This window comes from Pedobacter sp. GSP4, from assembly GCF_051857575.1.
Classification (GTDB): domain Bacteria; phylum Bacteroidota; class Bacteroidia; order Sphingobacteriales; family Sphingobacteriaceae; genus Pedobacter.
In genome coordinates this window covers 101,149-122,228 of record NZ_JBPZIR010000006.1, presented here as the reverse complement: position 1 = coordinate 122,228, position 21,080 = coordinate 101,149, and the positions used below count along the sequence as shown (strand labels likewise).

The window sequence follows — 21,080 nt, the reverse complement described above, 5'->3', positions numbered from 1 at the left end:
TATCACTTGATTATTTCTAATATTTCGTAATAAACTTTCTCATTTGACTCGGAAGAGACCGTTTTATACCTGATAGTCTCCGTGTTCTCAGCCAATCTGTGATGCTGGACAAGTGATTTAAAATCAAGATATTTAGTATTACGTATATCATTATCCGGGTTCTGGAACACAAAATAAACATGGTCCCAAAGTTTGATAATGTCGGCCACGAACGCTGCCAGATCATTAGGTAGAAGCGAATCGCTTGCAAAAAGATAAGAGGCATTGATAATGACCGGGTTGTTTTTTCCAGCCACAGCATAGAGCACACCGAAATCAATGTCGTTCCAACTCTCGTGGTAATAAAAAGTACTATCACAAAATATATCCGATCCCTCGAACGTTTTCGCCCGCCATAGCATTGCTGGAGCGATATCCACTCCAATATAGGTGAACGATAATGCATTTCCTGTATTAGTCTTAATGAGATCCCCCAGTGCGAGCCCCGAGGTCATCGGTCCACAGCCCAAATCAATCACAATAGGGGTGTAATCAGGATTATTGAAGAAAGTCTTTAAGGATGGGAGGATTAGTTCAAATACGGCATACGATGTGTAGAAATGCTTCTTCATATTGAAAAAACAATACAGTAGAACCTTATCATCTGGAGTTATCTCCCCGTAAGCTTCTCTAAAATCTGTCCTTCCCCTTCGCAAAACTTCTCCCAATATCGTTCTGTTGTCGTATCCCCACCAGTTTCCTGCTGGGTGATTAATCTTTGCATGAGCGTAATATTCACTGTTCAGCTGATGAAAAATTGCCTTAATGGCTTCAGAAGGCTCTAGCCTGTCCCGCAATATCGTAACTGGCTCTACAGAAAATAGCTCTTCGCCAGTTATCATTGCCCTGATCACCGGGTGTTCAAGTATTGGATAGGCAGCAACTAATTCAGGATCCGAGCAACATTCATCTAAACGCGTGACATATCCACCCTTGCCCAATTTATTGAATGCCATTCTTGCCTTTTCAATAAAAAATACAAGAATATCGATTAACGACCTGTAATTTGCCTCCTCCCCGATCAACTGCGCTTTCGCCAACAAGGCCAGCACAACTGGCAGCTTGGTGAAATAGTCTTTTGAAACATCCTCTACCTGTGAAAATTCACGAAGCGCTTCCAGCCGGTAACGAGCGGCGTTTTCCGGCAGATGAGCCAAGAGTGTAAGCAACATCGAATCGATCTGGATCAGTGCCAGCCGCTCAGCAGCAACCGAAACCATATCCATGAAAAAGATAAATGGCTCAGCCGTAGAACCACTTGCCTTAAAATTCTTATAGGCTGCTGATTTGGCGATCGAGCTAAAGAATTTGCTATCAAAATCCATCGCATGCAGATCGGGACCTGAAAGTCTATAAAGGAAATTTGATAAGTCTTTTTCGTGTTTATCCAGCCAAATATCGAATTCAGCAGCAGATTTGGTTTCAAGAGCAGTGAGGAGAGCGTTTATATCCATTATTTTCTGTTCTTTAATCGCTTATCAAACTCCATTAACTGAATGAGATCATCAAAGTCTATCCTGGAAGCATTTTCCTTAATCAGTTCAAACAACTGCATCTTAGTCATGCCAAAATTAGCTATCATATGGTGAACTAGAGCCGAACTGGCCGGTACATGATAGGAATAAGTCTTATCCAACGATTCAAACAAGATATCTATTTTATTTATCCTTCGGAATACCGTGATAGGCGCACCTAATAACGAATAAGAAAAGTCCTGATATTCATAAGCGCCGGACCGAACTGTACTTGCTTCCCGAAATTCTGGCCGCTGATAATCAAGAAATGAAAATCCTTTACTGATGTTCAACCCATCGATGGCAAACCGATAGGCACTTTCCATTACGAACCTATCAATAAAGGAAGTTAACCTAAATTTGATCGACTGGTATTTTTGACTGACTGACGCAAAAAAGGGATCAACCAGATTGATATTGGTATCTTCCTTGATCATGGTTTTATATCCATAATAAAGCCCCAATACTGACAACAAGAATTCAGAAACGCTTTTGCTCAATGGAGAATTATTATCCAGGAAATTATTTCTTACCGCCTGTTTATCGGTATGTTGCCTACTCTTGTTGGGAAACCGAGAAAGAAACAGCAATGCGAGGACAGGATAGTTTCTGCTAATCGCTCCATGGAAGGCAACATCTTTATAGGAGATCTGCTTTTCCTGCAATCGTTCAAAGAGTTCAATAATTATCCCTAACTCCTTTTGCTCGTCTATCGTAGAAAGCTCACTTGCCAAAGCGGCTTTTAAAATGGTTATTGCAACATCGATATCCAAATCCACATTTTCATAAATGGCTTTCAGTATCCGTTGAAACAATAGGCGTTGAACAGTAGTCAGCTCAATTTCGCCAGGAAAAATGATGTATTTATATAGACCTATATCCCGGGTAGATTTCGGGACCACTGCAGCATTGACCACACTAAGTGCTGCGAGGTAATTATGCGTATATTCTTCAAATATACTTTCGCGATCGGAAAAAAACACTCCTGCGTTTTTCATAAACGCAAACATCCCCAGTAGTTTATCATATCTGTCCATAATATCATGCCACTGATCAATTTTGGCATTTGGACCAATTTTTACATCATCCAAGTCAACTGTTATGGCTGCTAATCTCGTAGAAACAAAGCATATTTTTTCCTCAACAAAGAAATCGGGAAAGGTTTTAGCAGAGGAAATAAACGTAGATCTGGCCGCTGCTGAGTTAAAGACAATCCCTTTTACTCTTGACAGCGGAATTGGGGTTTCGCTACGAACCAGGGGCGTACCTGGAATTTCTATCAGTTCAAGTTCGTCTGAGAGAATATCAAGTAAGGCGTCATCATCTGAGAACGAATTAATCGGACTAGGACTAAGCAAAATACTATCAGGGAATAAGGTAAAAATATCCTTTTTCCTGTTTTCTTTAACATAAATCTCACTTTCCTCCAAAATAAGCGGATAGATCAGGCCTGCATTAAAGTAGTGAGATATGTTAGACGCTTTTAAATGGATAAAGAGCGTACCACGTTTGGATCCGGGATTGGAATGCAGCTTGGGTTCGCCTACCCCTACAAGTGCTAATTGATTATCCTGAGGATCTTTTTGTAAGTCCCATCCCTTAAGCCTTTTGATCAAAACCTCTTTAGTCCCCTTATCATCTAAATTTCTTTCCTTGCAAAGCGCTTTCAACCGCGTAGTTTCCAGTTTTTTATATTCCATGTCTAGTATGCTTAAAATGGTAGATCATCATCGTATCCAGGTGTTTTTGGTGCGGCAATAATTGGTTTGGTTAACTTTCCAGTTTTTGTCAACTGGTAACTTCCGACGTCAAATTTATTAAAATATTCAGGCAGATTATCCCCTTTAGCCAGCAGAAATAGATTTTCTTTAGCTCTTGTGGATCCGATGTAATAATGTTGTCCAGTCTGATAATATATCCCACCTACAGTTTCCATATTTGGCATTATCACCGTTTGGAATTCTAATCCCTGGGCAGATTTATAAGTCGTTACCAGCACATTTTCTAAGTCATTAACGTGGTCTTGATTGTGGTGACTGGAACAACTTATTCCCAAGCCACTGATAGCTTCGTAGTAGTACCTAACTTCATCAATATGATAAACAATTACAGCTACATTCCGGTCTCCTGCGTCCTTCAAAAGCGTGTAAAGCTGTGCGATCTCGCTGTCTTGATCCGGAACCACAAAAAATGTAGGCTTTACGCTTCTTCCCTTAGGGATTTTTTCGATAGCCCTCTCATTGTTAACCCGCTCGTTTAAGGGCAAAAAGTACCGTGCAAAATTGTATATTTCGTAAGTATTCCTATAATTATACTGCAATTGGACCGGATTTACCGCGCCTTTTAATTTCATTTTTTCGGTGATCTGTTCTGTTGTTAGACCCTTATGAACTTTTTGGGCATTATCTGCTCCTATGGCTATCACTTTACATTTTTCTAATAATATCCTGTGAAATGCCTCCGGAAAGTTCTGTCCCTCGTCAATAATAAATTCGTCGATTGAATCATAATTTTTGAGTTCTTCGGCCATCTCTTCGTAAGTCATTTTCTCGACCTTCTTCCTTTCCACTCCATCCACCTCGGTATACTCGCTTTCCCGATAATACCAGCCATGATACTTCAAAATATTTGGGGCAAGTTCTTTCGTGGCACTATTTTTTAGATTGGTAACCAAAAGATCGTGAAAGGTAATGATGTGAACGTTTTTTTCAAGGTTAATCAGTCGTTCCGCGCGCATCAAGCTAACAGTGGTTTTTCCACTTCCGGCGCAGCCCGTCACCAAGAGGTTTTCCGGCCCGTCATAATCGATGGCATATATCATTTGGGCACCACCCAGACTATTCTCAATATCGGTTCTTGAGATAATGTTAAATTTAAATTGAGGCATAATTAAGATTAAAATTAAGTGTTAAATATAATCGACAAATTGTCAAAATCCCAAATATTATAGGGCAAAGGATAAAATACACATTAATAGGAAGCATTAGCTCCTGAATTTGACATAGGTGGTTCCTTTTGGTAAGTCCAATGATACCAGATTGAACACAATATGAGACAGAATAATACCCAAAGTCATAATAGTATTAAAACACCACAGATAGTGCCATAGTAATAACCAAGGTATGCAACTTTCCCGCTGTCAGAAATTAGAATGGCATACGAAATAACTTGATTTGTTGAAATCTTTCTTTCCTGCTCCTTACCTTCTTTAGTATATTGGCCTGAAAAACGCTCCAACATTGATTTTAACACAAACCTATCCAGAGCAACAGCGATTTTTCCGTATTGCCCAATTGAGTATAAAGATTAGCCGCCATCCGGGCAAATACCCACTTACAGGCTTTTTCTTGGGCAAAACTTATTGTTCCAGGGTATTTAACCATACCTTGGCAAACTGCCTGGAACCAAAGGCACCTTATGATCCATTCTGCTTTGGCTCTAGCGGAACCAAAAAAACAAACAAGTAAAAGTCATCTAACCAGGTCCACAACCCTAACCCCATGCCATGCAGCTTCAAGAAATGATTTCTTTCATAAAAAACAACAGCCACGAGCAGCTCAGTGCCTACTATGGTGAGCTAAAAGAAAGCATACGCGATACAAAGGAAAAAAGTGACAGGCTATATTTCTGGATGATTATCATCGGAGTACTTTATTACCTTTACCGTACTTCAGCTATCTCGGGACTCGAATTCAGTATCATCAAGCTGGACAATATCAGACTGGTGGGCTTGTTGACCGCCCCGGTATTTTCAGCAATGATGTTATTTAACACCCTACTGAATGCCAAACTGGACGAGCTGAGACACTTCAGCAAACTCATCGCCTTCAAACTCTATAACCATGGGCAGGTAAGCCTCTTTGACATCGCTACCTCCAGACAGCCGCATACCTCCAGGCTAACCCAACCCATGTCAATCGGTCTTGAGCTTCTTAAAGAAAGCCCGGCACACAAAACAGATCTTCTGGATCTCATTTTGCTATCCCCGGCAGCACTTATCGGATTAACTCCCCTTGCCTTTATGGCTTACACTAATATCAAACTGATCCAGGAGAACAATGGAACCTCCCTTGGTCTAGTGGTAATCGCCGTTACTACTTATATCAACCTATTTGCCGTCTATAGATTTTGGAGGAAGATTTTCGGAGATATAAAGAGGTCCGAACAGCCCGGCAATAACGCATTAATCTACCTTGATGAGTTTAATTCTTTTTCCGAGAAAAAATAACATGCATTAATTATCGTAAAAGTTCCGTTTCCAACAAATCCTAACAGCCCCATCGAAAGCCGCAATGACAACCCACTTCCACGATAACAAAACACTCAAATCTCTGCTCATTCCAGCGGTAAAGGAAGCGTTGGAACAGATTGATGCCCACCTGAAGAACCGGAACAAAAAAGACCGGTCAGCAAGACTTCCCAAACACTACCGCTATCCGGTCCTCCAGCCAGCAGAGAACGGTCTGCCAAAATTCCGCTATACAGAAACACTGAAAACTGACCATGCGAAAATCTATACAGACAATGCCCCCGACTCTCGGCGACCATTTGCCGATGCCTTTCATGAATATATCATGAACTCAGACCCGATCTGCCAATATTTCGGTATCGGGCCGTACACTCCTGAATCCGTCAGGAAATTCGACGAAATCCTTGACAACTATAACAGCATGCACAGTCATTTCTTCATTGGCCATTTCTGTGACTGTTACATCCACCAATCCGGCTTTGGTTTTGACCAAGCAAGCTTTGACACCTTATACGAACCTTTTTTTCGCATACTATCCTCGCCCACGCTAGAAGTCAACATTTATGTTCCCATCATTTATACCAGCTTTGAAGCCGGCGACCTGGAATTATCGGAGCAGCAAAGCATCGTGAAGATACCAGATAGTATCCTTCTCACCCAAGCTAAACAATTAGATCAAATCACCCCAAGGAATAGAAGTATCTCCATTGCTGCTACACATGCTATTCTATTACAGGGGTGGCAAATTCCAAACGAAAGCGCAAAGGACCTCCGCATTACCTTACACCACCCATCAGCCTACACCCAGGTCAAAAAAACCGTCAATACCATTTTCGCAGCGCTGAGGGTTACCAATCCTACCCTCGATACCGGCTATAGCCATTTCCTTAGCGTTCCGGTAGGCTGGAGAAGTGAGTTTAGCACCCCAATTGCCCAGGCGATCCTAGTCGATGATCCTTACTATCCCCAGCAACTGGAAAATTTAATTTCCTGCCCTGAATCTAACTATATCCCCTTTTCGAAACATCTGGAAATCTCTATCGTTTACCACCAACTTAAACGGCTGGGCAATCTCGAGCTAGCGGTCAACAGGCTCAACAAAGCCTGTATCAATAGACTTGATGATGATTCGATCATAGATATTGCCATCGCACTGGAAAGCATCCTTACCAGCGATTCGAAAAGCGAGATTACCTACCGCCTTGCTACCCGCGCAGCATTACTTTGTAAACTTAATCCATTTGATGGGCACACGGCAGAGGAAATTTTTAACCTTTGCAAAAAAATCTATGACTTCAGAAGTTCGGTCGTTCATGGAGAACCTGCAAAACAGGAGAAAAAGCGCATCATTACCCTTAAAGAAAATAAGACCGTCAAAGCAAACGAGTTCGCACTTGAATTCCTCAAGCACATCATCAAGACCGTAGCCCTCAGCCCCGGTATCAAAAACTCCGCTGACATCGACAAACAACTGTTTTTGTAATCCAATTCCATCAACTAAAAATGAAGCAACAAGAATTAATATCGGAAATTGTCAACCTGCTGATCCAATCCTCAATTGAAGTCCGTGATAAGGGAAAGGTTAATCTTTACGACATCAATGTGATCTCTGAGGACACACTTGCGCCCATACTCAGCATTATCTTTGGTGTAAGCCTTTGTAACCTCAACGAAGATAAAGACAATTATCCGGGTATAGACCTGGCCAGCACTGACCATGCCACCTACGGAGATACCAAAAAAAGGATTGCATTCCAGATCACTTCAACTGCCGGAATAGAAAAAATCAAAAAAACACTTAAGATCTATAAGGAAAAAGAATTTTATAAAGACTTCGGAGAAATATTCATATACAATATTGATGAAAAACAGAACGGCTTCCAACCAAAATCTGTCAAAATGGTAAACGATATAGTAGCCGGTGTATTTGAGTTTGATCTTAAAAAACACGTCATTGACCGTACCGATCTGGAAAAGCGGATCAAAGGGTTGCGTCCTGTAGCTAAGATTGTGAAAATACATAAGCTTTTAACCGATCAGTACGTATACCAAAAAAAGAGTCTGTTTTCATTGGAAATCTGGAAAAGTGGAGACAAAGTTGGGTACGGTTTTTCAAATCTGATCAGCGGTATCGACCAGACTACCTTTGAGACACTGAGTAAGCAAGACCTGCCAAAGCAGGCTCGGGATGTCCTGGCATCGCTTTTTGAGAGCTATAATAAAGAGTTCTCTGCCAACTATGGGCGCAATAATGATGGTAAGTTCCCAAATCTTGGCTTCAACACCTATCTTAAGGCCGCATTTGCACAAACGGAATCTTCGTATGCCCTTATCAGGGACCACGTACCCACGCAGCTAACCACCGTAGAGTTCAGCAAGAATATGGCAAATACACTTGAACAGCTAAGGGCCACTATCGATGAAAGTGATTTTCCTTTGATCAATAATCCTTCAGGGCACCCTGCTGTCCTATTGGTAAAAACAGCAGCGATAAACATACTTTCAGCTGCAGGTGCCAAAATTGAGATAAGGCAGCAGTTTGCCAAAAGCTATAATGAACAAATCCCATCAGCAGTTACCGCTGCGTTTGGGAATGATGAATATGAAAGCCACCTGAAGGAAACTAAAGATAAATGGATTAGGGAAAACGAAATCAAATTCTTAGTTGACCAGAAAAACCTTGCGGCCCTGGGGTTCGCAAAAAATGAAGACCTGCAATACCAACAAACCTTCGGTACATGGGAAGATATAAGGAACTACAATCAGACACATGAAGGAGATCAGTCATCCTACAACCCATTCAGCGAAAACACAGCAAGACAGCAACTGGATATCAGAGAAAAAAACCTTAAACCAATAGAGGAACTAATCGATGAGTATTTTCAGGTCAGTAGTAGAGAACGTGATGGCTTCCTCAGAAATATCCTTTTTTTGATAGCAGATTTTGGGAAGGGAAAAACAAGTTTTCTTCACCACTATGCCGCATCTTATGCACAGCAATACCTGAAAACAAAAGAAGGGCCATTTCCGGTTTATCTTAACCTCAATGAGTATGACCGCTACTCGAATTCCCCAACCCTTGGGGTAATTGCCAACTTTTTGGCGATGGAATATAAAATCGACATTAAAGATGATTATTTCAAAAAGAAGGAATATATCTTTCTATTGGATTCGTTGGATGAGAGTGGGGAACTAAGTGAATCCCATATCGAAAAGGTTGTTAGTGACATTATCCAAATCCAAAACCTGGACAATATCAATCAAAGGAACAACAGGATTATCATCGCTTCCCGGCCGATTTCCAAAGGACTGTCCGAACAAATCAAACGATACTGCCCACATCCATTATTAAAGCAGGGTGATCAGGACAGCAGTCTCTTGGAAAGCACCGACAACTATATTTCGTTCTATGGCTTCAAGCAGCACCAGTTTGACGGGTATATCGAATATGCGCTAAAAAAACTAATGGCGCAGACGGGTCAGTCTTCAAAAGACTTTACCGGAAATCCGAAAAGAATCCTGAAAGCCATTGAGGATAATCAACCGATAAGACTCCATAGTGCATTGCATGATCATATCCTGGAAGACAGTGAGCTGAGAAAACCGATTTTCGCCTACATGATCTATAAACTCATTTCCATGGATACCGATTTCATCAACCTGGGAAAGGTCAGTGTTTATGTTTCCTTTCTCAACCAACTTACCCGGGAAGCCAAACATAAGGACGACTATAACTATAGGCCCAAATTAGAAGAAGAGTATACCTACCGGAATATCCTACATGCCTCTGCAGTACTTTGGCAATATAAGAGACAGAATGGAGAGCAGATATCACTGACCAAAGCTGATATCTGTAGAACAATAGAGGGAAAACAGATCGACACGGATGACAGAATCGTACTAACCCAGTTCCAGGATATTGAATCCATTCATTTTCTCTCGCACTCGTATTTGGGTGAAAAAGAAAATACGCTCCATTTTCAACACCAGTCCTTCGCGGAGATTTTACTTGCGGAATATTACCTAAAGGTATTCATTAAACATGCCATTGAAGATAGCATCGATGTAGAAGAGGCACGGATACGATTAAATATCGGAATACCAACAGATCAGACCATAGATTTCCTAAAGGGGCTGATCACCATGCTTAGGGAATGTGTTGAGGGCAGCAGCGAAAATCCATCTATAATTGCTAAGCGAGAGCTTCTCATTCCCCTCATGGCGTCAATTGCTATAAATAAGCACAATAAAAAGCTGTATTCGACACGGTTAAAAATCCAATGGTTTGAAAAATATGAGAGCGAAATCTACCGGAACAATAAGCTGATCCCAGAGATGATCCGAAATTTTCCTATTACTTTGACTGTACTGCAAAAGATTGAAGAACTATGTCGGGAAATTATCAAATCTCCAACGATATATACCCTTGGGGAGCCCAGGATGAATACCGTATTATTCAACGCCGAACTCAGCGGCAGTCCAAGGAAACACTTCTACACAGCAATTGACAAATGGTTTGCACTGATAATAGGTAATCTGATATGTAATAATATATCATCACGAAAATTCTTTAACAACAAAATAAATTCCGAGATACTGTTTCAACTGATCAGAGACTGGAACTTTGAACATGGAAAAGTTCCTGAATGGGGACGGAACCTTTTTATGGGCATATTGACATCTTATGAAGATCCAACCATAATGCTACAGCGGTTAGATTTAACGGAAATCAATTTTTCCTTTTCCACGTTCAGCGCGATTTATATTAGAGATTCAATGCTTCGCTACACAAACTTCTCACATTGCAACTTCACATACTTCAGCGCTCAGAACTGCGATATCTTAAGGGCAACTTTTGACGAAATAAAAATCTCTGAAAGCGCTTATGAAATCGAGGACATTGAATTTGATGGTCCATTTAGCCTTATATTCAGTTATTTTGATCAAGGAGTAGTCTTTCCAAACAAACTCAACTATAGACTTAAAGGAAGCGATGTCGGATTAGTCAATCATGGACCAGAGACCTGCATGATCGATAATGATGGAAATCTTATCCGTTCGTTTGTCCCATTAAAGGGAATATTCAAACATTTAATGAAAATAGGTACCGATGCGGAGTACATCCTATCTGCTTTTTCATTCCGGGTAAGTCCCTATTTGAAGAAAAACCGTTCAAAGGGTGAAAAGAATTTGAAAAGCGAACTTAAAGAATTTCTCCTAAAAATTGAGCATGAGGTTGAATTTGAGCGTAATGAAAAAGAATGATCAAGAATATTGAGGAAAAATTTCGATGATTAACATTAAATTGCTTAGTATGCTGCAGACCAACCCCGGATCCTGCTCACAGTGATCAGTTCTTGATCGGATTTGGTCATGCTGGGTTATCAATAGCAGTCTTCCATACCTGAAAAACGATGTTTGAGCTATTATTCTTCCTTTTTCAAATGGTTAAAACTGTATTCAATAGCAGGATGGGCACTGGCTGCTACTTTGTTGCTGAACTCCGAAAATTCCCGGTAACACTCCGTTGCGTGGTCAATATTTTCCGCTGTTACAGCATATGCTATTAGCTCATCCTTACTCCCAAATACCTTCGCAATCCATTCGATGTCAAACATATAGTATTTTTTCTCCGGATCGAAATATCTTTTGATAAATCCACCAAGCTCACATGCAGTAATATATTTGCGAAAATATTCTTTGAAAAGGACTTCAGCACGCTCCTGGACTGGAAACTGCCCATAATGATGTTTATCCTTTTCTACAATAGCTGTATGCAGATTCCTGAATTCCATGGTGATACGATCATGACTATTACAATATTTTTTGAAATAGTCAAAAAGCTGATCGCAAATCTGGGTTTCGCTGAGCCCCAGATCCTCATTCCTCACCAGAATTGCCATAAGCAGGTGTGCTTCATAAATATAAGGACTTTCGGCCTGAATAAAAAAATCATTGATGTAAGCAAAATACGCTGCATCACTCACAAATAAATGAACATTATCGAATGATTTTGGGTATTTCAACAGGTCGATCACTGCTGAATAGTTAGCTCCGAATGCGCCCCTAGTGACCATTTTTTTTCTTTCTAGGGCTACTGTCACCATCAGATGTTTCTCCCACTCCTCTTTTGAGGTAAAATCAACCAATGTACTCAGCCTACGTTCCAGTTCAGCTGATAAATCCGGATCTTCAGCCCATTTTAGGACAGCTTCCAAATACTCGCTTGGGCTTCCTTTCCTCGCAGCTTCGAATGCAGCAAAAGAAAGCTTGTTTTCCCTCCCATATGACATAAAGTATTTCTCAAAGTTAACATAATTGATAAACGATTTGTAATCCATACTGGTTGAATCCGTACGCAGTTCTTTATCCACCAAAAGCGCATAAACAATCTCCTTTATGGTACGTTTACCATTTTCATCGGCAAAATCAGTTCCAAGTGAGGTTAAGTAGTGTTCCAATACCGAAATCTTCTTTTCTTCAGGACCCGTTTTGGGTTTTGCGTCTCCCATTAGCTTCCACACCTGGGAAGCCAAGCTGTTTTTCTGTTTGCCGATTTCATCTACCGCCCTCAACCTTAAACGCTGATCTTCTTCAAAGAAAAATATCTGCCGGTTAAGGGAAATGTCGTCATAAACTTTAGAATATCTCAGTTTCAGCAATTGCAATAGATAAAAGTCAGTTAGATTGACCTCTTCTATCTGGCCATCCAATTCAAATAACATCGAGTTTATAAGCCGTACCACCTCCCTTTGGGTTAGGATAACCTTGTCCGTGATGCATTCGCCGGATTCTCCCGTATAGTCTATTGCTGCATCAATTGCATCATGCAAACTGGTATTAGTCAACGCTGCCTTAAGACCGTTCCTGATATTCCTCCTTAGCTCTAGCACCGCTGCGTCTGGCAATTTAAATTCAAACTGGAATATTTTTTCCAGATAGTGCTGGCTCTGATGCGAATTCAGTTCCTTTAGCGATGTAACTACATAATTCCGGTCGTAAGCAACAACATACACCACGTTTTTGAAATTGCCAGTGTTGCGGATGATCCTTAACACCTCCATGATCTCCCTACTATCCAATCGGTCCAGATCATCGATAAATACGATAATCTGTTTATCCACCTTCACCAATGCGCGGTTTATCTCATCATAGTCTACACCAACTGTTGAACTCCCCATAAAGAAATCACTACCGGATTTAATCGACTTTGAAATCCAGTTGTCATCCATTTCAGTTAAGGTCGAAGCGTAACGGCTCATATCCCGTGATAAGCTTCTATCGTATTCACTCAGTTCCTTTGTTAATACCTCAAAAAAATTCTCAATAATCATGCTGGGGGAACTGCTACCCCAGGGATTGAAATCAATCAATATCCTGCCTTCCCCATCAATCTTTTCCTTGACCAGGTTTAGAAAAGAGGTTTTACCGGACCCCCATTTTCCGAGGACTCCGATTGCCAGGGAACCACTGAATTCCTCGATTGGATTGGACTGTATCTTTTCAGCCATCAGCCTTGCATACCTATCCCTGTCAAAAACATCCGCATCGGATCTCAATATCGGAGCATCCACAGTAAAGGGGGAGTTTTTCATGATAGGTTTTCCATGAACCCTAAGCCGCTCTCTAAAACCTAGAAAACCAAGCCCAGCAGCTGGTATCAACAGGCTATCAAGATATGCAACAGCAGGTGCAAATGTTGAACGATAGAAACTATAATGATCACCCGAGATGCGCTGATATAAATAGCAACACAAGAACAGAATACAACCAAAAAACGCTACATCATTAACTTTTGAACGATCCCTCAGCATAGCGATCAACTGGATAATTGCAGTAATCGTTAATGCACATACCGGCCAGTACAACCAATCCCCTCGAAGGCCTTCTAAAAAATTGGCAACAATATACTGATCAAAAAGATCGTATAGTTTTTCATGGAAGAATATAAGCGAAAAAGTGACCAGCAAGAATAGGAGCGTTTTTTTAACCATTGTTTTATTTACCAGGCTTTGTTTCCGGGCGTGCGTGCAATTTAACGAAGATTTTCTTTTTTTCATATCAGCATCAACCGTTTCCCGCCGCTCGCTGACTTTCAGGTAAAGATCCTGTAACAGTTCTTTTGCGACCGTAATCCTAGACCAGCTTGCAGATATTGCTTTAAAATATGTTGTTGTGCATCCGGCACAAACATTGAAAACTGCATCAATTCCTGAAATCATGATGTCAAATCGGTTTCCATACCTGGCTCGATAATAATAACAGTTAGTTCAACTAACATACTCAGGTCCATTAATTTAAGACAAACCAACATCAACTATCACACTTTCGCGAAAGAAATGATTTAATTGAGCATTACATCATATATAACTACGAACAGACCGCAAAAGCCAGAAATATTACTGGCAGGACAACCGGATATAGACTTCAATAGAACAAACCTGAGCGATGAATTGTAAGGAAAACCGGTCAATGATCTTGAGCCCCTTCGATAAGGTAAAGTCAAAGTAGACGAACGATAACTAGTACAACTCTACATGCTCACGATGGATAACAGAGAATTTCAGACTATAGCCATTGAGATGGTTACCATAATAGGAAATGTCGATGATCACCCTGGCAAAACCTTCTTCAAACACTGAGGGCTTGTGAAGTATAACATTAGCATAAATATCAAGTGGAATATCCCTTCCAAAAACTTTCAAATACAAAACTTCAGTTAATCTAGCGAACAAAAAATCGGCATCCCCAACGGAAAATTCATCTGCAACCTCCAACCGTAACTTTAATGAGGTAGCGACGAGTTTGGTGCCAAATACACTGTAAGTCGAGTTAATGCCAGAGCCTGAACCATTAACACGTTTTGGATCGGAAATAACTCCCCATTCCCCACCTCCCAGATCGGAGTAAAACCCCATAGACATTCCTTCTCCAGTCAGGAAATCCTTCGCAATATATGGTGACCATCCATCTTCAATAGATACCAGTGCTGGTTTTTCCTCTCTTTTTTGGGCCTCTTTGATTTCCCTGACAGATTGCCAGATTGCTGTCCGATTCTGATAACTTCCCCTAAATACGTGTTGTCTCCAGCGGTTAAGTCCTTCAATATTATTGAAGAAACTAAAAAACAAGATTCTTTTGGTATAAAGTAAATGTTTTGGAGATTTTATCCTGATCTTTAGGACAACAAATGTCTCTTGAAAACGGGCAAAACACACCAATAGATATAAGAAGGGGATAAACATGACCGAAAGGGTCAGGGGCAGCAAAAATTGTTTGAAATAACTTACGCGCCAATATTCACCAAAATGTCCGACAATATGCCCGACAACCTCAACGATCAGAAATAAGCCCAAAGCGTTACTGATCCACTTGAACAGTTTCGTCACCTTTTGGTTTTTCTCATCTTTCCCACTGAAAGCGATAAGTGCGCCAAGCATCAGGGTGAACGGTACAATCAGAAGTTCTACCCATAGACTAAAAGTATAAAGCCCAAGAACAAATTCCAGTACTATGGTGATCTGAAAAAGATCTTTGAGCGTTGAACCAAAATATCTCTTCAAGTTTTTAGCCTGCATGATACTGTACATCATTGGAAGTGCAGCGAAAATACCCCAAACTATAGTATCCTTTACCATGCTGGTGTGCCATAAACCAATGCGGGAAAGGATAAAACTGCAAAATGAAACGTATATAATGGTAAAGAAATAAACGCGGACGAAGTCGCGCCCAACTAGCGATTTAAGTACTGGCAAAAAGTCCTTTCTTAAACTCTTTAAAAACAGAAAAATAAAACAAACAATAGCACCCCAGATCAGATAGGCAATCTCACGCGTATTAAAAACCTCAAAAAAATTAACCTGCAATTCGTGAATATGAGCGTAATAAAATAACAGTCATCCTTAATCTAATTGAAAGGGGATAACGGCCTTAAGACCACATCAAAATTGGGAAAAATTAATGGATTAGCGTACACCTGAACAAAAACCTCTTTCGGTGAAGTTCCTATTTACACTAAATATTAGCGATATCAACGCACAGACACGTCTCGATGTAACCAGCACTAAACGAACGTTTTCTTGCTCAACAGCCCCACTCAGCACATTCCGGCCATCCTCCCGCAGGGATATATAGCGGAAGACGCTGATCCTTTAGGGGCACGTCCAAAAAATTAAAATAAAAACCTTCTTAAAAACAAGCCGTTAAAAACAAAGCACATAAACAGCCTCCTGCCTTACGATGCTCATGGAGATTACTTTATTTGTCCGGCAGGCAAGCGTATGATCAAAATAGGGGAATCTGAACGTGTTTCAGGTCTTGGCTATAAATCCTAAGGTAAGCTATTATAAAACCGACAGTTGCAAAGGCTGCCCACTCATGGAGATGTGCTATAAAGGCGATGGAGACCGTAAAATTGAGATCAACCATACCTGAAGGGCTTTTAAAGAAAAGGTAAAGCAAAAGCTGTTGAGCGAAGGAGGTGTCAAGCTCAGAAAAAACAGGGCAATAGAGCCAGAAGCAGTATTTGGGCAACTAAAAAGCAATAACCGATTCAATCGGTTCAGGCTACGAACACTCCCTAAAGTAAATGTCGAGTTCGGATTGGCTGCTATAGCGCATAACTTAAGAAAAATGGCTGCAAAAGCAGCATAAAAGCCGCGTCAAACCAATCCGAATCATCATGATAAACCAATTTCAACAGAATCTGATCCAGCAAGCAATTTAACTAACCATAAATTAAAGCTATTCATAAGAAGCTGAAAAAAATCAACTTTTGCTATAAACAAAAATAGGGAGCCTTTTTAGACACCCCCTTTCCCAAAACAGTTTTTGCTGTTTATTTTTCGCTGTTTTTCTTTTCGGTAACCTCAGCTCTGATTTCCTGGGCTAATCCTTTTAGATCCTGCATTGCCTTACGCACGCGGGTTCCCGCAGCTGCATTTCCATTCTCATAGAATTTGGCAATATCCGCTTCTACAGAAGCGATTACCTCTTGTACTTTTTTGAATTTTTCCATTATGTTTTGTTTTTATGTGCAATAATCTGGGCCGCTCTTTGGCCTTGTTTAAGCGGCGCAAAACTACTCATAGGGAGTTTGGGACTTTTTCTTCCAAAATCCGTCCTGCAAAGTATGGCCGAAATATTCGTGAGCATATTTTGATAGCGGTGCCCGAGCAGCGGATTGTGGTGTTTAAGCCAGCAGGCAAATTTGGGTATTTCGGCAAAAGTGTACACGCGTTTCGCATTTAAGCTGACACCCTATTTCGCTCCAAACTGACGGGCTGTTTCGGACCAAGCTGTACGCACTGATCCTTGGATCAGGATTTCTTCGCTCAGTAAGTCCTTTTAATTTTTTAAGCTCAGGCCAAATAAAGGGCTCTCCTGCTAAAATGCTGCTGAATATGATAATTGATCTTTCGGGTGGGATTTAAGGGGTTCAGTGCGCTTTTTGAAGGGTATTCAGATTTATTTCCAGTATTAATCCTTAAGGGTTGCTGGGGAAACTTTTGGATATTTGTCTGGGCATGATGATTGGATGGATTTCCGGAAAGAAGGAAATTTGGGGGTGGTGATTACTTTTGTTCAGAGGGAAAGGGACAATTTAGTTAACCGCCCGGCAGTCAAATTCGCGTACAGTTTGGTCCGAAATGGATTGTACAGTTTTATTGAAATACGCAATTCTCCAGTAGTTATCAAAAATTTAGCATCAATTTTCAAATCATTTGATTTGACATGAAAATGTGGAGGCAAATGGTCATTAGAATAAATCAAAACTTCTAAGCGCTCAATTTTCTTTATTTAAAGAATGAATTATGAGATAAATGATCTGTGAAAATAATTATGTGTTTGCTAAGTATCTGAATTGCTTGATCGTGGCACTATTCGTGTTCAATCTATTATGGCGGTATATTGCCGCTAACGAACCGTTCTATTAAAATTGATCAAATGGAAAATTTAGCGTTACTGGCCCAATTCGAGGCTAAACCCGGTAAAGAACAACAAGTTGCTGACTTCCTTGCAAGCGCTTTGCCTTTGGCGGAAGCTGAATCCGGTACTATTCGCTGGTATGCATTGCAGCTCGGACCTTCCACCTTTGGTATATTCGATACATTTACCGATGATGCCGGTCGGGATGCGCACTTAAACGGTGAGATCGCTAAAGCACTGATGGCTAGCGCCGATGAACTACTTGTTTCGACGCCAGTGATTGATAAAGTAAAAATACTTGCCTTTAAGTGATCTCTAACAAAAGCTGGGAGTGACCGCAGGTCGGCATTCGACACAGGCCGACCTGCGGTCACTTGCCTGCTGAATATGATCTGATCGGATTATGCGGATAATCTCAAATATTACCCGATCCAACCACATAAGATATCGTTGTGATCAATTGCCGATATCAATAGATATTTGGTTTTCAGTTCAGGCCTGCAATAAAAATTAGTTTAATAGGGATCTTATGTACAATCATCGAACAACTGACAGGCTTGAATATTTTAGCGATGCTGTTTTAGCTATTGCCGCAACATTACTCGCCACAGAATTGCCTAAACCGGAAGCCGGAACAGATCTGCTGGGAGAGATATTGAAAAACTGGCCTCATTATGCTGCGTTCGCCGCGTCTTTCCTGTTTATATGCGTTGCCTGGTCCAACCATCACAACATGTTTATTTATATAAAAAAGACAGATCAGTACCTGCTCATATTACATATCTTGTTTTTAATGTTTGTAACACTCCAATCTTTCACTACAGGATTATTGGCACGCCATGTAGGCAAACCAGACGAAAGAACGGCAGCATTGATCTATCATACTATATTGGTGTTAATGACAGTACTTTATAACTGCGTGTGGTGGTATGCCACCAGAAAGAAAGGTCTTTTGGAAGAAAATACAGACCCGGCACTTGTCAAACTGCTGACAAGAGAATATGCGATCGCCCCTGTACTACACTTAGCTGCCTTAATTATTTCTTTTTGGAACGTGGCTTTTAGTATTATTCCCATAATATTACTCTACATCTATTTTGCGCTGCCTCGGTTCAGCGAAAAGAAGATAAGGGAGAGGAACAAGTCGATTCAAGGTTAGCTAACCTATAAGAATCTGCAGAGCAAAGCCCAGCAAATCAGCTAAATGCAACATTCTTGGTATGATTAATGTTGCTATTAAATAGTGATCAGGATTCGTTTTCTGATGACTGAAGGTGTATGTTTTTGATGAAAAAAAAATCGACAATAATCGTGCTGCGATTGGGGAATGAAAGTTTTGTCATCATGCTTTGGATTCTCTCTTCAGTGAACTTTCCTAAAGCCTTTTCATCTCACGGGCAATACTCCGATGTTCAAGTTTACGGTTATCTCTAAGAGCAATTATTCTTTGCTCGTCTTCAGCAGTGACTTTAGTTTTTATTTTCTTTGGGCGTCTGCTATGTTCATTTAAGCCTTCAACTCCTAACTCTTTATAACGATTAAACCATTTCCTAACTGTGGGACGTGAAATACCACACTTCCTGCAGACAACTCCTGCATTATATAATTCAAGGTAAATATTGATCCAATTAAGCCGGGTTTTTATTTCGTCAATTATTGTTCTTAGCACGTTAAATCTGTTGAAGGGCATGGCCTTCAACAGATTTAACGAAAAGTTAGTGAAACGATGTCTGTGAATCCCACAGATTACGGCTTCCTTTTGACTTATCAAGGGACATTATTTCTTTTTGGGCACTTTAGCGCCTTCATTTTTAGCTTCTGAAAGCCCGATGGCAATGGCCTGTTTTTTGGAGGTTACTTTTTTGCCTGTTCCGGTTTTCAGGGTTCCTTCTTTTCTTTCGTGCAGGGCTTTTTCGACTTTTTCGCCAGCTTTTTCTGAATACTTTGCCATAGTGATACTGTTTTTAAATTGCTAAATGGTGATTCGTCCGCCAGTTACCGGTATGGTTGCCCCTGCAACATAACTGGCGTCATCTGATGCCAGGTACACGTAAGCCGGAGCCACTTCGGCAGGCTGTCCTGCCCTTCCCATTGGGGTGTCCTTTCCAAATTCTTCGTGTTTGGGAATGGTTGAGGGGATTAGCGGTGTCCAGATCGGGCCTGGTGCGACTGCGTTTACCCTGATTCCTTTGCCGTCCATGAGTAGGATCTGGCTTAAGTTGGCTGAAAAGTTTTGGATGGCGCCTTTGGTTGCGGCATAAGGCAGGAGCTGTTCGCTGGGAGAATAGGCATTGACCGAGGTGGTGTTGATGATGCTGCTTCCTGGTTTTAAGTGTGGTTCTGCTGCTTTGCAGAGGTAAAACATGGCGGTGATATTGGTCTGGAAGGTCCGGTCCCATTCTTCGGGAGAGATTTCCTGGATGTTTTTTCTGGCCATCTGGAAAGCTGCGTTGTTTACCAGGATGTCCAGTCCGCCTAATTTGCTGATGGCGGTATCGATGATTTCCCGGCAGTGGGATTCCTTGCGGATATCGCCTTTAACCAGGACGGCTTTGACGCCGGCATCTTCAACATAGCCTGCGGTGATCTTTGCATCTTCATCTTCTGAATCATCAAGATAGCTGATGAGTACATCGGCTCCTTCTCTGGCGAAGGCGATGGCTACTGCCCGGCCAATTCCCGAATCGCCTCCGGTGATGACCGCTTTTTTACCTTTTAATTTACCACTTCCTTTATACGATTTTTCACCATGGTCGGCTTTTGGGATCAGTTCACCTTCTGTGCCTGGTGGCTGCTGGTCCTGCTTGGGAAACGGCGGCAGTGGGTATTTGTCCGCAGGATTTTCCGCTGTGTTTTCTTCGTTTTTCATGTTTATGATGTTTTTAATAAGGTCTTTAATAAACCAATGAAGCGCGAAAATGGTTTGGGTTTTTGCTTTAATTATAGATGTCCGAATGTATCGTTCCAGCCTTCTTGTGCCTGTATCGCTTTCCTTACCGCGTGTAGGGCCGGGAGGTCAAGTTCGCAGCCTTGGCTCTCGCAATGGGCGTGGTCTTTTTCGTCGAGTTGTATCGTGCCGATTATTTCCCCGTTTTCTGATATTTGATACCGGGCATTTCCCAGTGGGTTGATCTCGTAGAATCTGCCCTTACCTTCTATTGCTACTTCTATTCTGAACTGTTCCATGGTGTATTGGTTTTTGAGATTAGTGGGTTTTCGTTTTCTGTTTTTCCGCCTATACCTTCCTCAAATTTTGGGTCGAGTTCGTCGGTTTCCGCGGTTATGGCCGGATTCAGCAGTACTTTTTGCGATCCTCCTTCCGCCTTTTGCTGCTTAGTCTTTGATCGTTT

At 41.2% G+C, this 21,080-nt stretch carries 18 protein-coding genes and 1 pseudogene; 8 read left to right on the top strand and 11 right to left on the bottom strand.

Features of this window, described 5'->3' with window-relative positions:
- Positions 1 to 2: 2 nt before the first annotated feature.
- Genes ACS5PU_RS16560 through ACS5PU_RS16550 form a run of 3 tightly spaced genes read right to left on the bottom strand, consistent with a single transcriptional unit; the run spans position 3 to position 4,440 of the window.
- Positions 3 to 1,493: a hypothetical protein gene (locus ACS5PU_RS16560; RefSeq protein ID WP_439460266.1), complete on the bottom strand. Its 1,491-nt coding sequence runs from the start codon at positions 1,491 to 1,493 to the stop codon at positions 3 to 5.
- On the bottom strand, positions 1,493 to 3,253 hold the full coding sequence (locus ACS5PU_RS16555) for an SAP domain-containing protein (protein WP_439460265.1): 1,761 nt from the start codon (positions 3,251 to 3,253) through the stop codon (positions 1,493 to 1,495). Before ACS5PU_RS16555 ends, ACS5PU_RS16560 begins: the two co-directional genes overlap by 1 nt.
- Before the next feature lie 11 nt (positions 3,254 to 3,264).
- Complete coding sequence (locus ACS5PU_RS16550) at positions 3,265 to 4,440, bottom strand: AAA family ATPase (protein ID WP_439460264.1); 1,176 nt, start codon at positions 4,438 to 4,440, stop codon at positions 3,265 to 3,267.
- Positions 4,441 to 4,792: 352 nt separating this feature from the next.
- Here ACS5PU_RS16550 and ACS5PU_RS16545 point away from each other — a divergent pair, with 352 nt between their 5' ends.
- The 4 genes from ACS5PU_RS16545 to ACS5PU_RS16530 all read left to right on the top strand — a co-directional run bounded on the left by ACS5PU_RS16545 (position 4,793) and on the right by ACS5PU_RS16530 (position 11,067).
- Positions 4,793 to 5,020 (top strand): hypothetical protein, encoded by a 228-nt coding sequence (locus tag ACS5PU_RS16545; protein ID WP_439460263.1) that lies wholly within the window; start codon positions 4,793 to 4,795, stop codon positions 5,018 to 5,020.
- 38 nt (positions 5,021 to 5,058) lie between these two features.
- Positions 5,059 to 5,781: a hypothetical protein gene (locus tag ACS5PU_RS16540; protein ID WP_439460262.1), complete on the top strand. Its 723-nt coding sequence runs from the start codon at positions 5,059 to 5,061 to the stop codon at positions 5,779 to 5,781.
- A gap of 64 nt (positions 5,782 to 5,845) precedes the next feature.
- The gene (locus tag ACS5PU_RS16535; RefSeq protein ID WP_439460261.1) at positions 5,846 to 7,285 is read left to right on the top strand and encodes a hypothetical protein; all 1,440 of its coding nucleotides are present in this window, start codon (positions 5,846 to 5,848) and stop codon (positions 7,283 to 7,285) included.
- A gap of 20 nt (positions 7,286 to 7,305) precedes the next feature.
- Positions 7,306 to 11,067, top strand: coding sequence for an SMEK domain-containing protein (locus tag ACS5PU_RS16530; protein ID WP_439460260.1), 3,762 nt, complete (start codon positions 7,306 to 7,308; stop codon positions 11,065 to 11,067).
- Positions 11,068 to 11,228: 161 nt separating this feature from the next.
- Here the strand turns inward: ACS5PU_RS16530 and ACS5PU_RS16525 are convergent, their stop codons facing one another.
- Together ACS5PU_RS16525 and ACS5PU_RS16520 are read right to left on the bottom strand one after the other, a co-directional pair.
- The gene (locus ACS5PU_RS16525) at positions 11,229 to 14,024 is read right to left on the bottom strand and encodes a KAP family P-loop NTPase fold protein (RefSeq protein ID WP_439460259.1); all 2,796 of its coding nucleotides are present in this window, start codon (positions 14,022 to 14,024) and stop codon (positions 11,229 to 11,231) included.
- Between the two features lie 300 nt (positions 14,025 to 14,324).
- Complete coding sequence (locus tag ACS5PU_RS16520; protein WP_439460258.1) at positions 14,325 to 15,668, bottom strand: hypothetical protein; 1,344 nt, start codon at positions 15,666 to 15,668, stop codon at positions 14,325 to 14,327.
- 439 nt (positions 15,669 to 16,107) lie between these two features.
- Here ACS5PU_RS16520 and ACS5PU_RS16515 point away from each other — a divergent pair.
- Positions 16,108 to 16,455: pseudogene (locus ACS5PU_RS16515) on the top strand (transposase).
- 184 nt (positions 16,456 to 16,639) lie between these two features.
- Here the strand turns inward: ACS5PU_RS16515 and ACS5PU_RS16510 are convergent.
- Positions 16,640 to 16,819, bottom strand: a complete 180-nt coding sequence (locus tag ACS5PU_RS16510) for a histone H1 (protein WP_439460257.1) — start codon at positions 16,817 to 16,819, stop codon at positions 16,640 to 16,642.
- Positions 16,820 to 16,833: 14 nt separating this feature from the next.
- On the opposite strand from ACS5PU_RS16510, the gene ACS5PU_RS16505 reads away from it, so the two are divergent.
- Positions 16,834 to 17,052: an HU family DNA-binding protein gene (locus ACS5PU_RS16505; RefSeq protein WP_439460256.1), complete on the top strand. Its 219-nt coding sequence runs from the start codon at positions 16,834 to 16,836 to the stop codon at positions 17,050 to 17,052.
- Positions 17,053 to 17,385: 333 nt separating this feature from the next.
- On the opposite strand, the gene ACS5PU_RS16500 is transcribed toward ACS5PU_RS16505, so the two are convergent.
- Positions 17,386 to 17,574: a DUF4160 domain-containing protein gene (locus tag ACS5PU_RS16500; RefSeq protein ID WP_439460255.1), complete on the bottom strand. Its 189-nt coding sequence runs from the start codon at positions 17,572 to 17,574 to the stop codon at positions 17,386 to 17,388.
- Positions 17,575 to 17,748: 174 nt separating this feature from the next.
- On the opposite strand from ACS5PU_RS16500, the gene ACS5PU_RS16495 reads away from it, so the two are divergent.
- Both ACS5PU_RS16495 and ACS5PU_RS16490 read left to right on the top strand, forming a co-directional pair.
- Complete coding sequence (locus ACS5PU_RS16495) at positions 17,749 to 18,042, top strand: putative quinol monooxygenase (protein ID WP_439460254.1); 294 nt, start codon at positions 17,749 to 17,751, stop codon at positions 18,040 to 18,042.
- Between the two features lie 217 nt (positions 18,043 to 18,259).
- On the top strand, positions 18,260 to 18,889 hold the full coding sequence (locus ACS5PU_RS16490) for a TMEM175 family protein (RefSeq protein ID WP_439460253.1): 630 nt from the start codon (positions 18,260 to 18,262) through the stop codon (positions 18,887 to 18,889).
- 216 nt (positions 18,890 to 19,105) lie between these two features.
- Here ACS5PU_RS16490 and ACS5PU_RS16485 read toward each other — a convergent pair whose 3' ends face one another.
- The 4 genes from ACS5PU_RS16485 to ACS5PU_RS16470 all read right to left on the bottom strand — a co-directional run bounded on the left by ACS5PU_RS16485 (position 19,106) and on the right by ACS5PU_RS16470 (position 20,916).
- On the bottom strand, positions 19,106 to 19,420 hold the full coding sequence (locus ACS5PU_RS16485; RefSeq protein ID WP_439460252.1) for a helix-turn-helix domain-containing protein: 315 nt from the start codon (positions 19,418 to 19,420) through the stop codon (positions 19,106 to 19,108).
- Between the two features lie 87 nt (positions 19,421 to 19,507).
- Positions 19,508 to 19,681, bottom strand: a complete 174-nt coding sequence (locus ACS5PU_RS16480; RefSeq protein ID WP_439460251.1) for a DUF6496 domain-containing protein — start codon at positions 19,679 to 19,681, stop codon at positions 19,508 to 19,510.
- Positions 19,682 to 19,702: 21 nt separating this feature from the next.
- On the bottom strand, positions 19,703 to 20,599 hold the full coding sequence (locus ACS5PU_RS16475) for an SDR family oxidoreductase (protein WP_439460250.1): 897 nt from the start codon (positions 20,597 to 20,599) through the stop codon (positions 19,703 to 19,705).
- 71 nt (positions 20,600 to 20,670) lie between these two features.
- Positions 20,671 to 20,916: a hypothetical protein gene (locus ACS5PU_RS16470; protein ID WP_439460249.1), complete on the bottom strand. Its 246-nt coding sequence runs from the start codon at positions 20,914 to 20,916 to the stop codon at positions 20,671 to 20,673.
- Positions 20,917 to 21,080: the final 164 nt, after the last annotated feature.

Coding starts and splice junctions, on each gene's coding strand:
- ACS5PU_RS16560 (WP_439460266.1), bottom strand. CDS start 1,493: ATGGATATAAACGCTCTCCTCACTGCTCTTGAAACCAAATCTGCTGCT.
- ACS5PU_RS16555 (WP_439460265.1), bottom strand. CDS start 3,253: ATGGAATATAAAAAACTGGAAACTACGCGGTTGAAAGCGCTTTGCAAG.
- ACS5PU_RS16550 (WP_439460264.1), bottom strand. CDS start 4,440: ATGCCTCAATTTAAATTTAACATTATCTCAAGAACCGATATTGAGAAT.
- ACS5PU_RS16540 (WP_439460262.1), top strand. CDS start 5,059: ATGCAGCTTCAAGAAATGATTTCTTTCATAAAAAACAACAGCCACGAG.
- ACS5PU_RS16535 (WP_439460261.1), top strand. CDS start 5,846: ATGACAACCCACTTCCACGATAACAAAACACTCAAATCTCTGCTCATT.
- ACS5PU_RS16530 (WP_439460260.1), top strand. CDS start 7,306: ATGAAGCAACAAGAATTAATATCGGAAATTGTCAACCTGCTGATCCAA.
- ACS5PU_RS16525 (WP_439460259.1), bottom strand. CDS start 14,024: ATGATTTCAGGAATTGATGCAGTTTTCAATGTTTGTGCCGGATGCACA.
- ACS5PU_RS16510 (WP_439460257.1), bottom strand. CDS start 16,819: ATGGAAAAATTCAAAAAAGTACAAGAGGTAATCGCTTCTGTAGAAGCG.
- ACS5PU_RS16505 (WP_439460256.1), top strand. CDS start 16,834: ATGTGCAATAATCTGGGCCGCTCTTTGGCCTTGTTTAAGCGGCGCAAA.
- ACS5PU_RS16495 (WP_439460254.1), top strand. CDS start 17,749: ATGGAAAATTTAGCGTTACTGGCCCAATTCGAGGCTAAACCCGGTAAA.
- ACS5PU_RS16490 (WP_439460253.1), top strand. CDS start 18,260: ATGTACAATCATCGAACAACTGACAGGCTTGAATATTTTAGCGATGCT.
- ACS5PU_RS16485 (WP_439460252.1), bottom strand. CDS start 19,420: ATGCCCTTCAACAGATTTAACGTGCTAAGAACAATAATTGACGAAATA.
- ACS5PU_RS16480 (WP_439460251.1), bottom strand. CDS start 19,681: ATGGCAAAGTATTCAGAAAAAGCTGGCGAAAAAGTCGAAAAAGCCCTG.
- ACS5PU_RS16475 (WP_439460250.1), bottom strand. CDS start 20,599: ATGAAAAACGAAGAAAACACAGCGGAAAATCCTGCGGACAAATACCCA.
- ACS5PU_RS16470 (WP_439460249.1), bottom strand. CDS start 20,916: ATGGAACAGTTCAGAATAGAAGTAGCAATAGAAGGTAAGGGCAGATTC.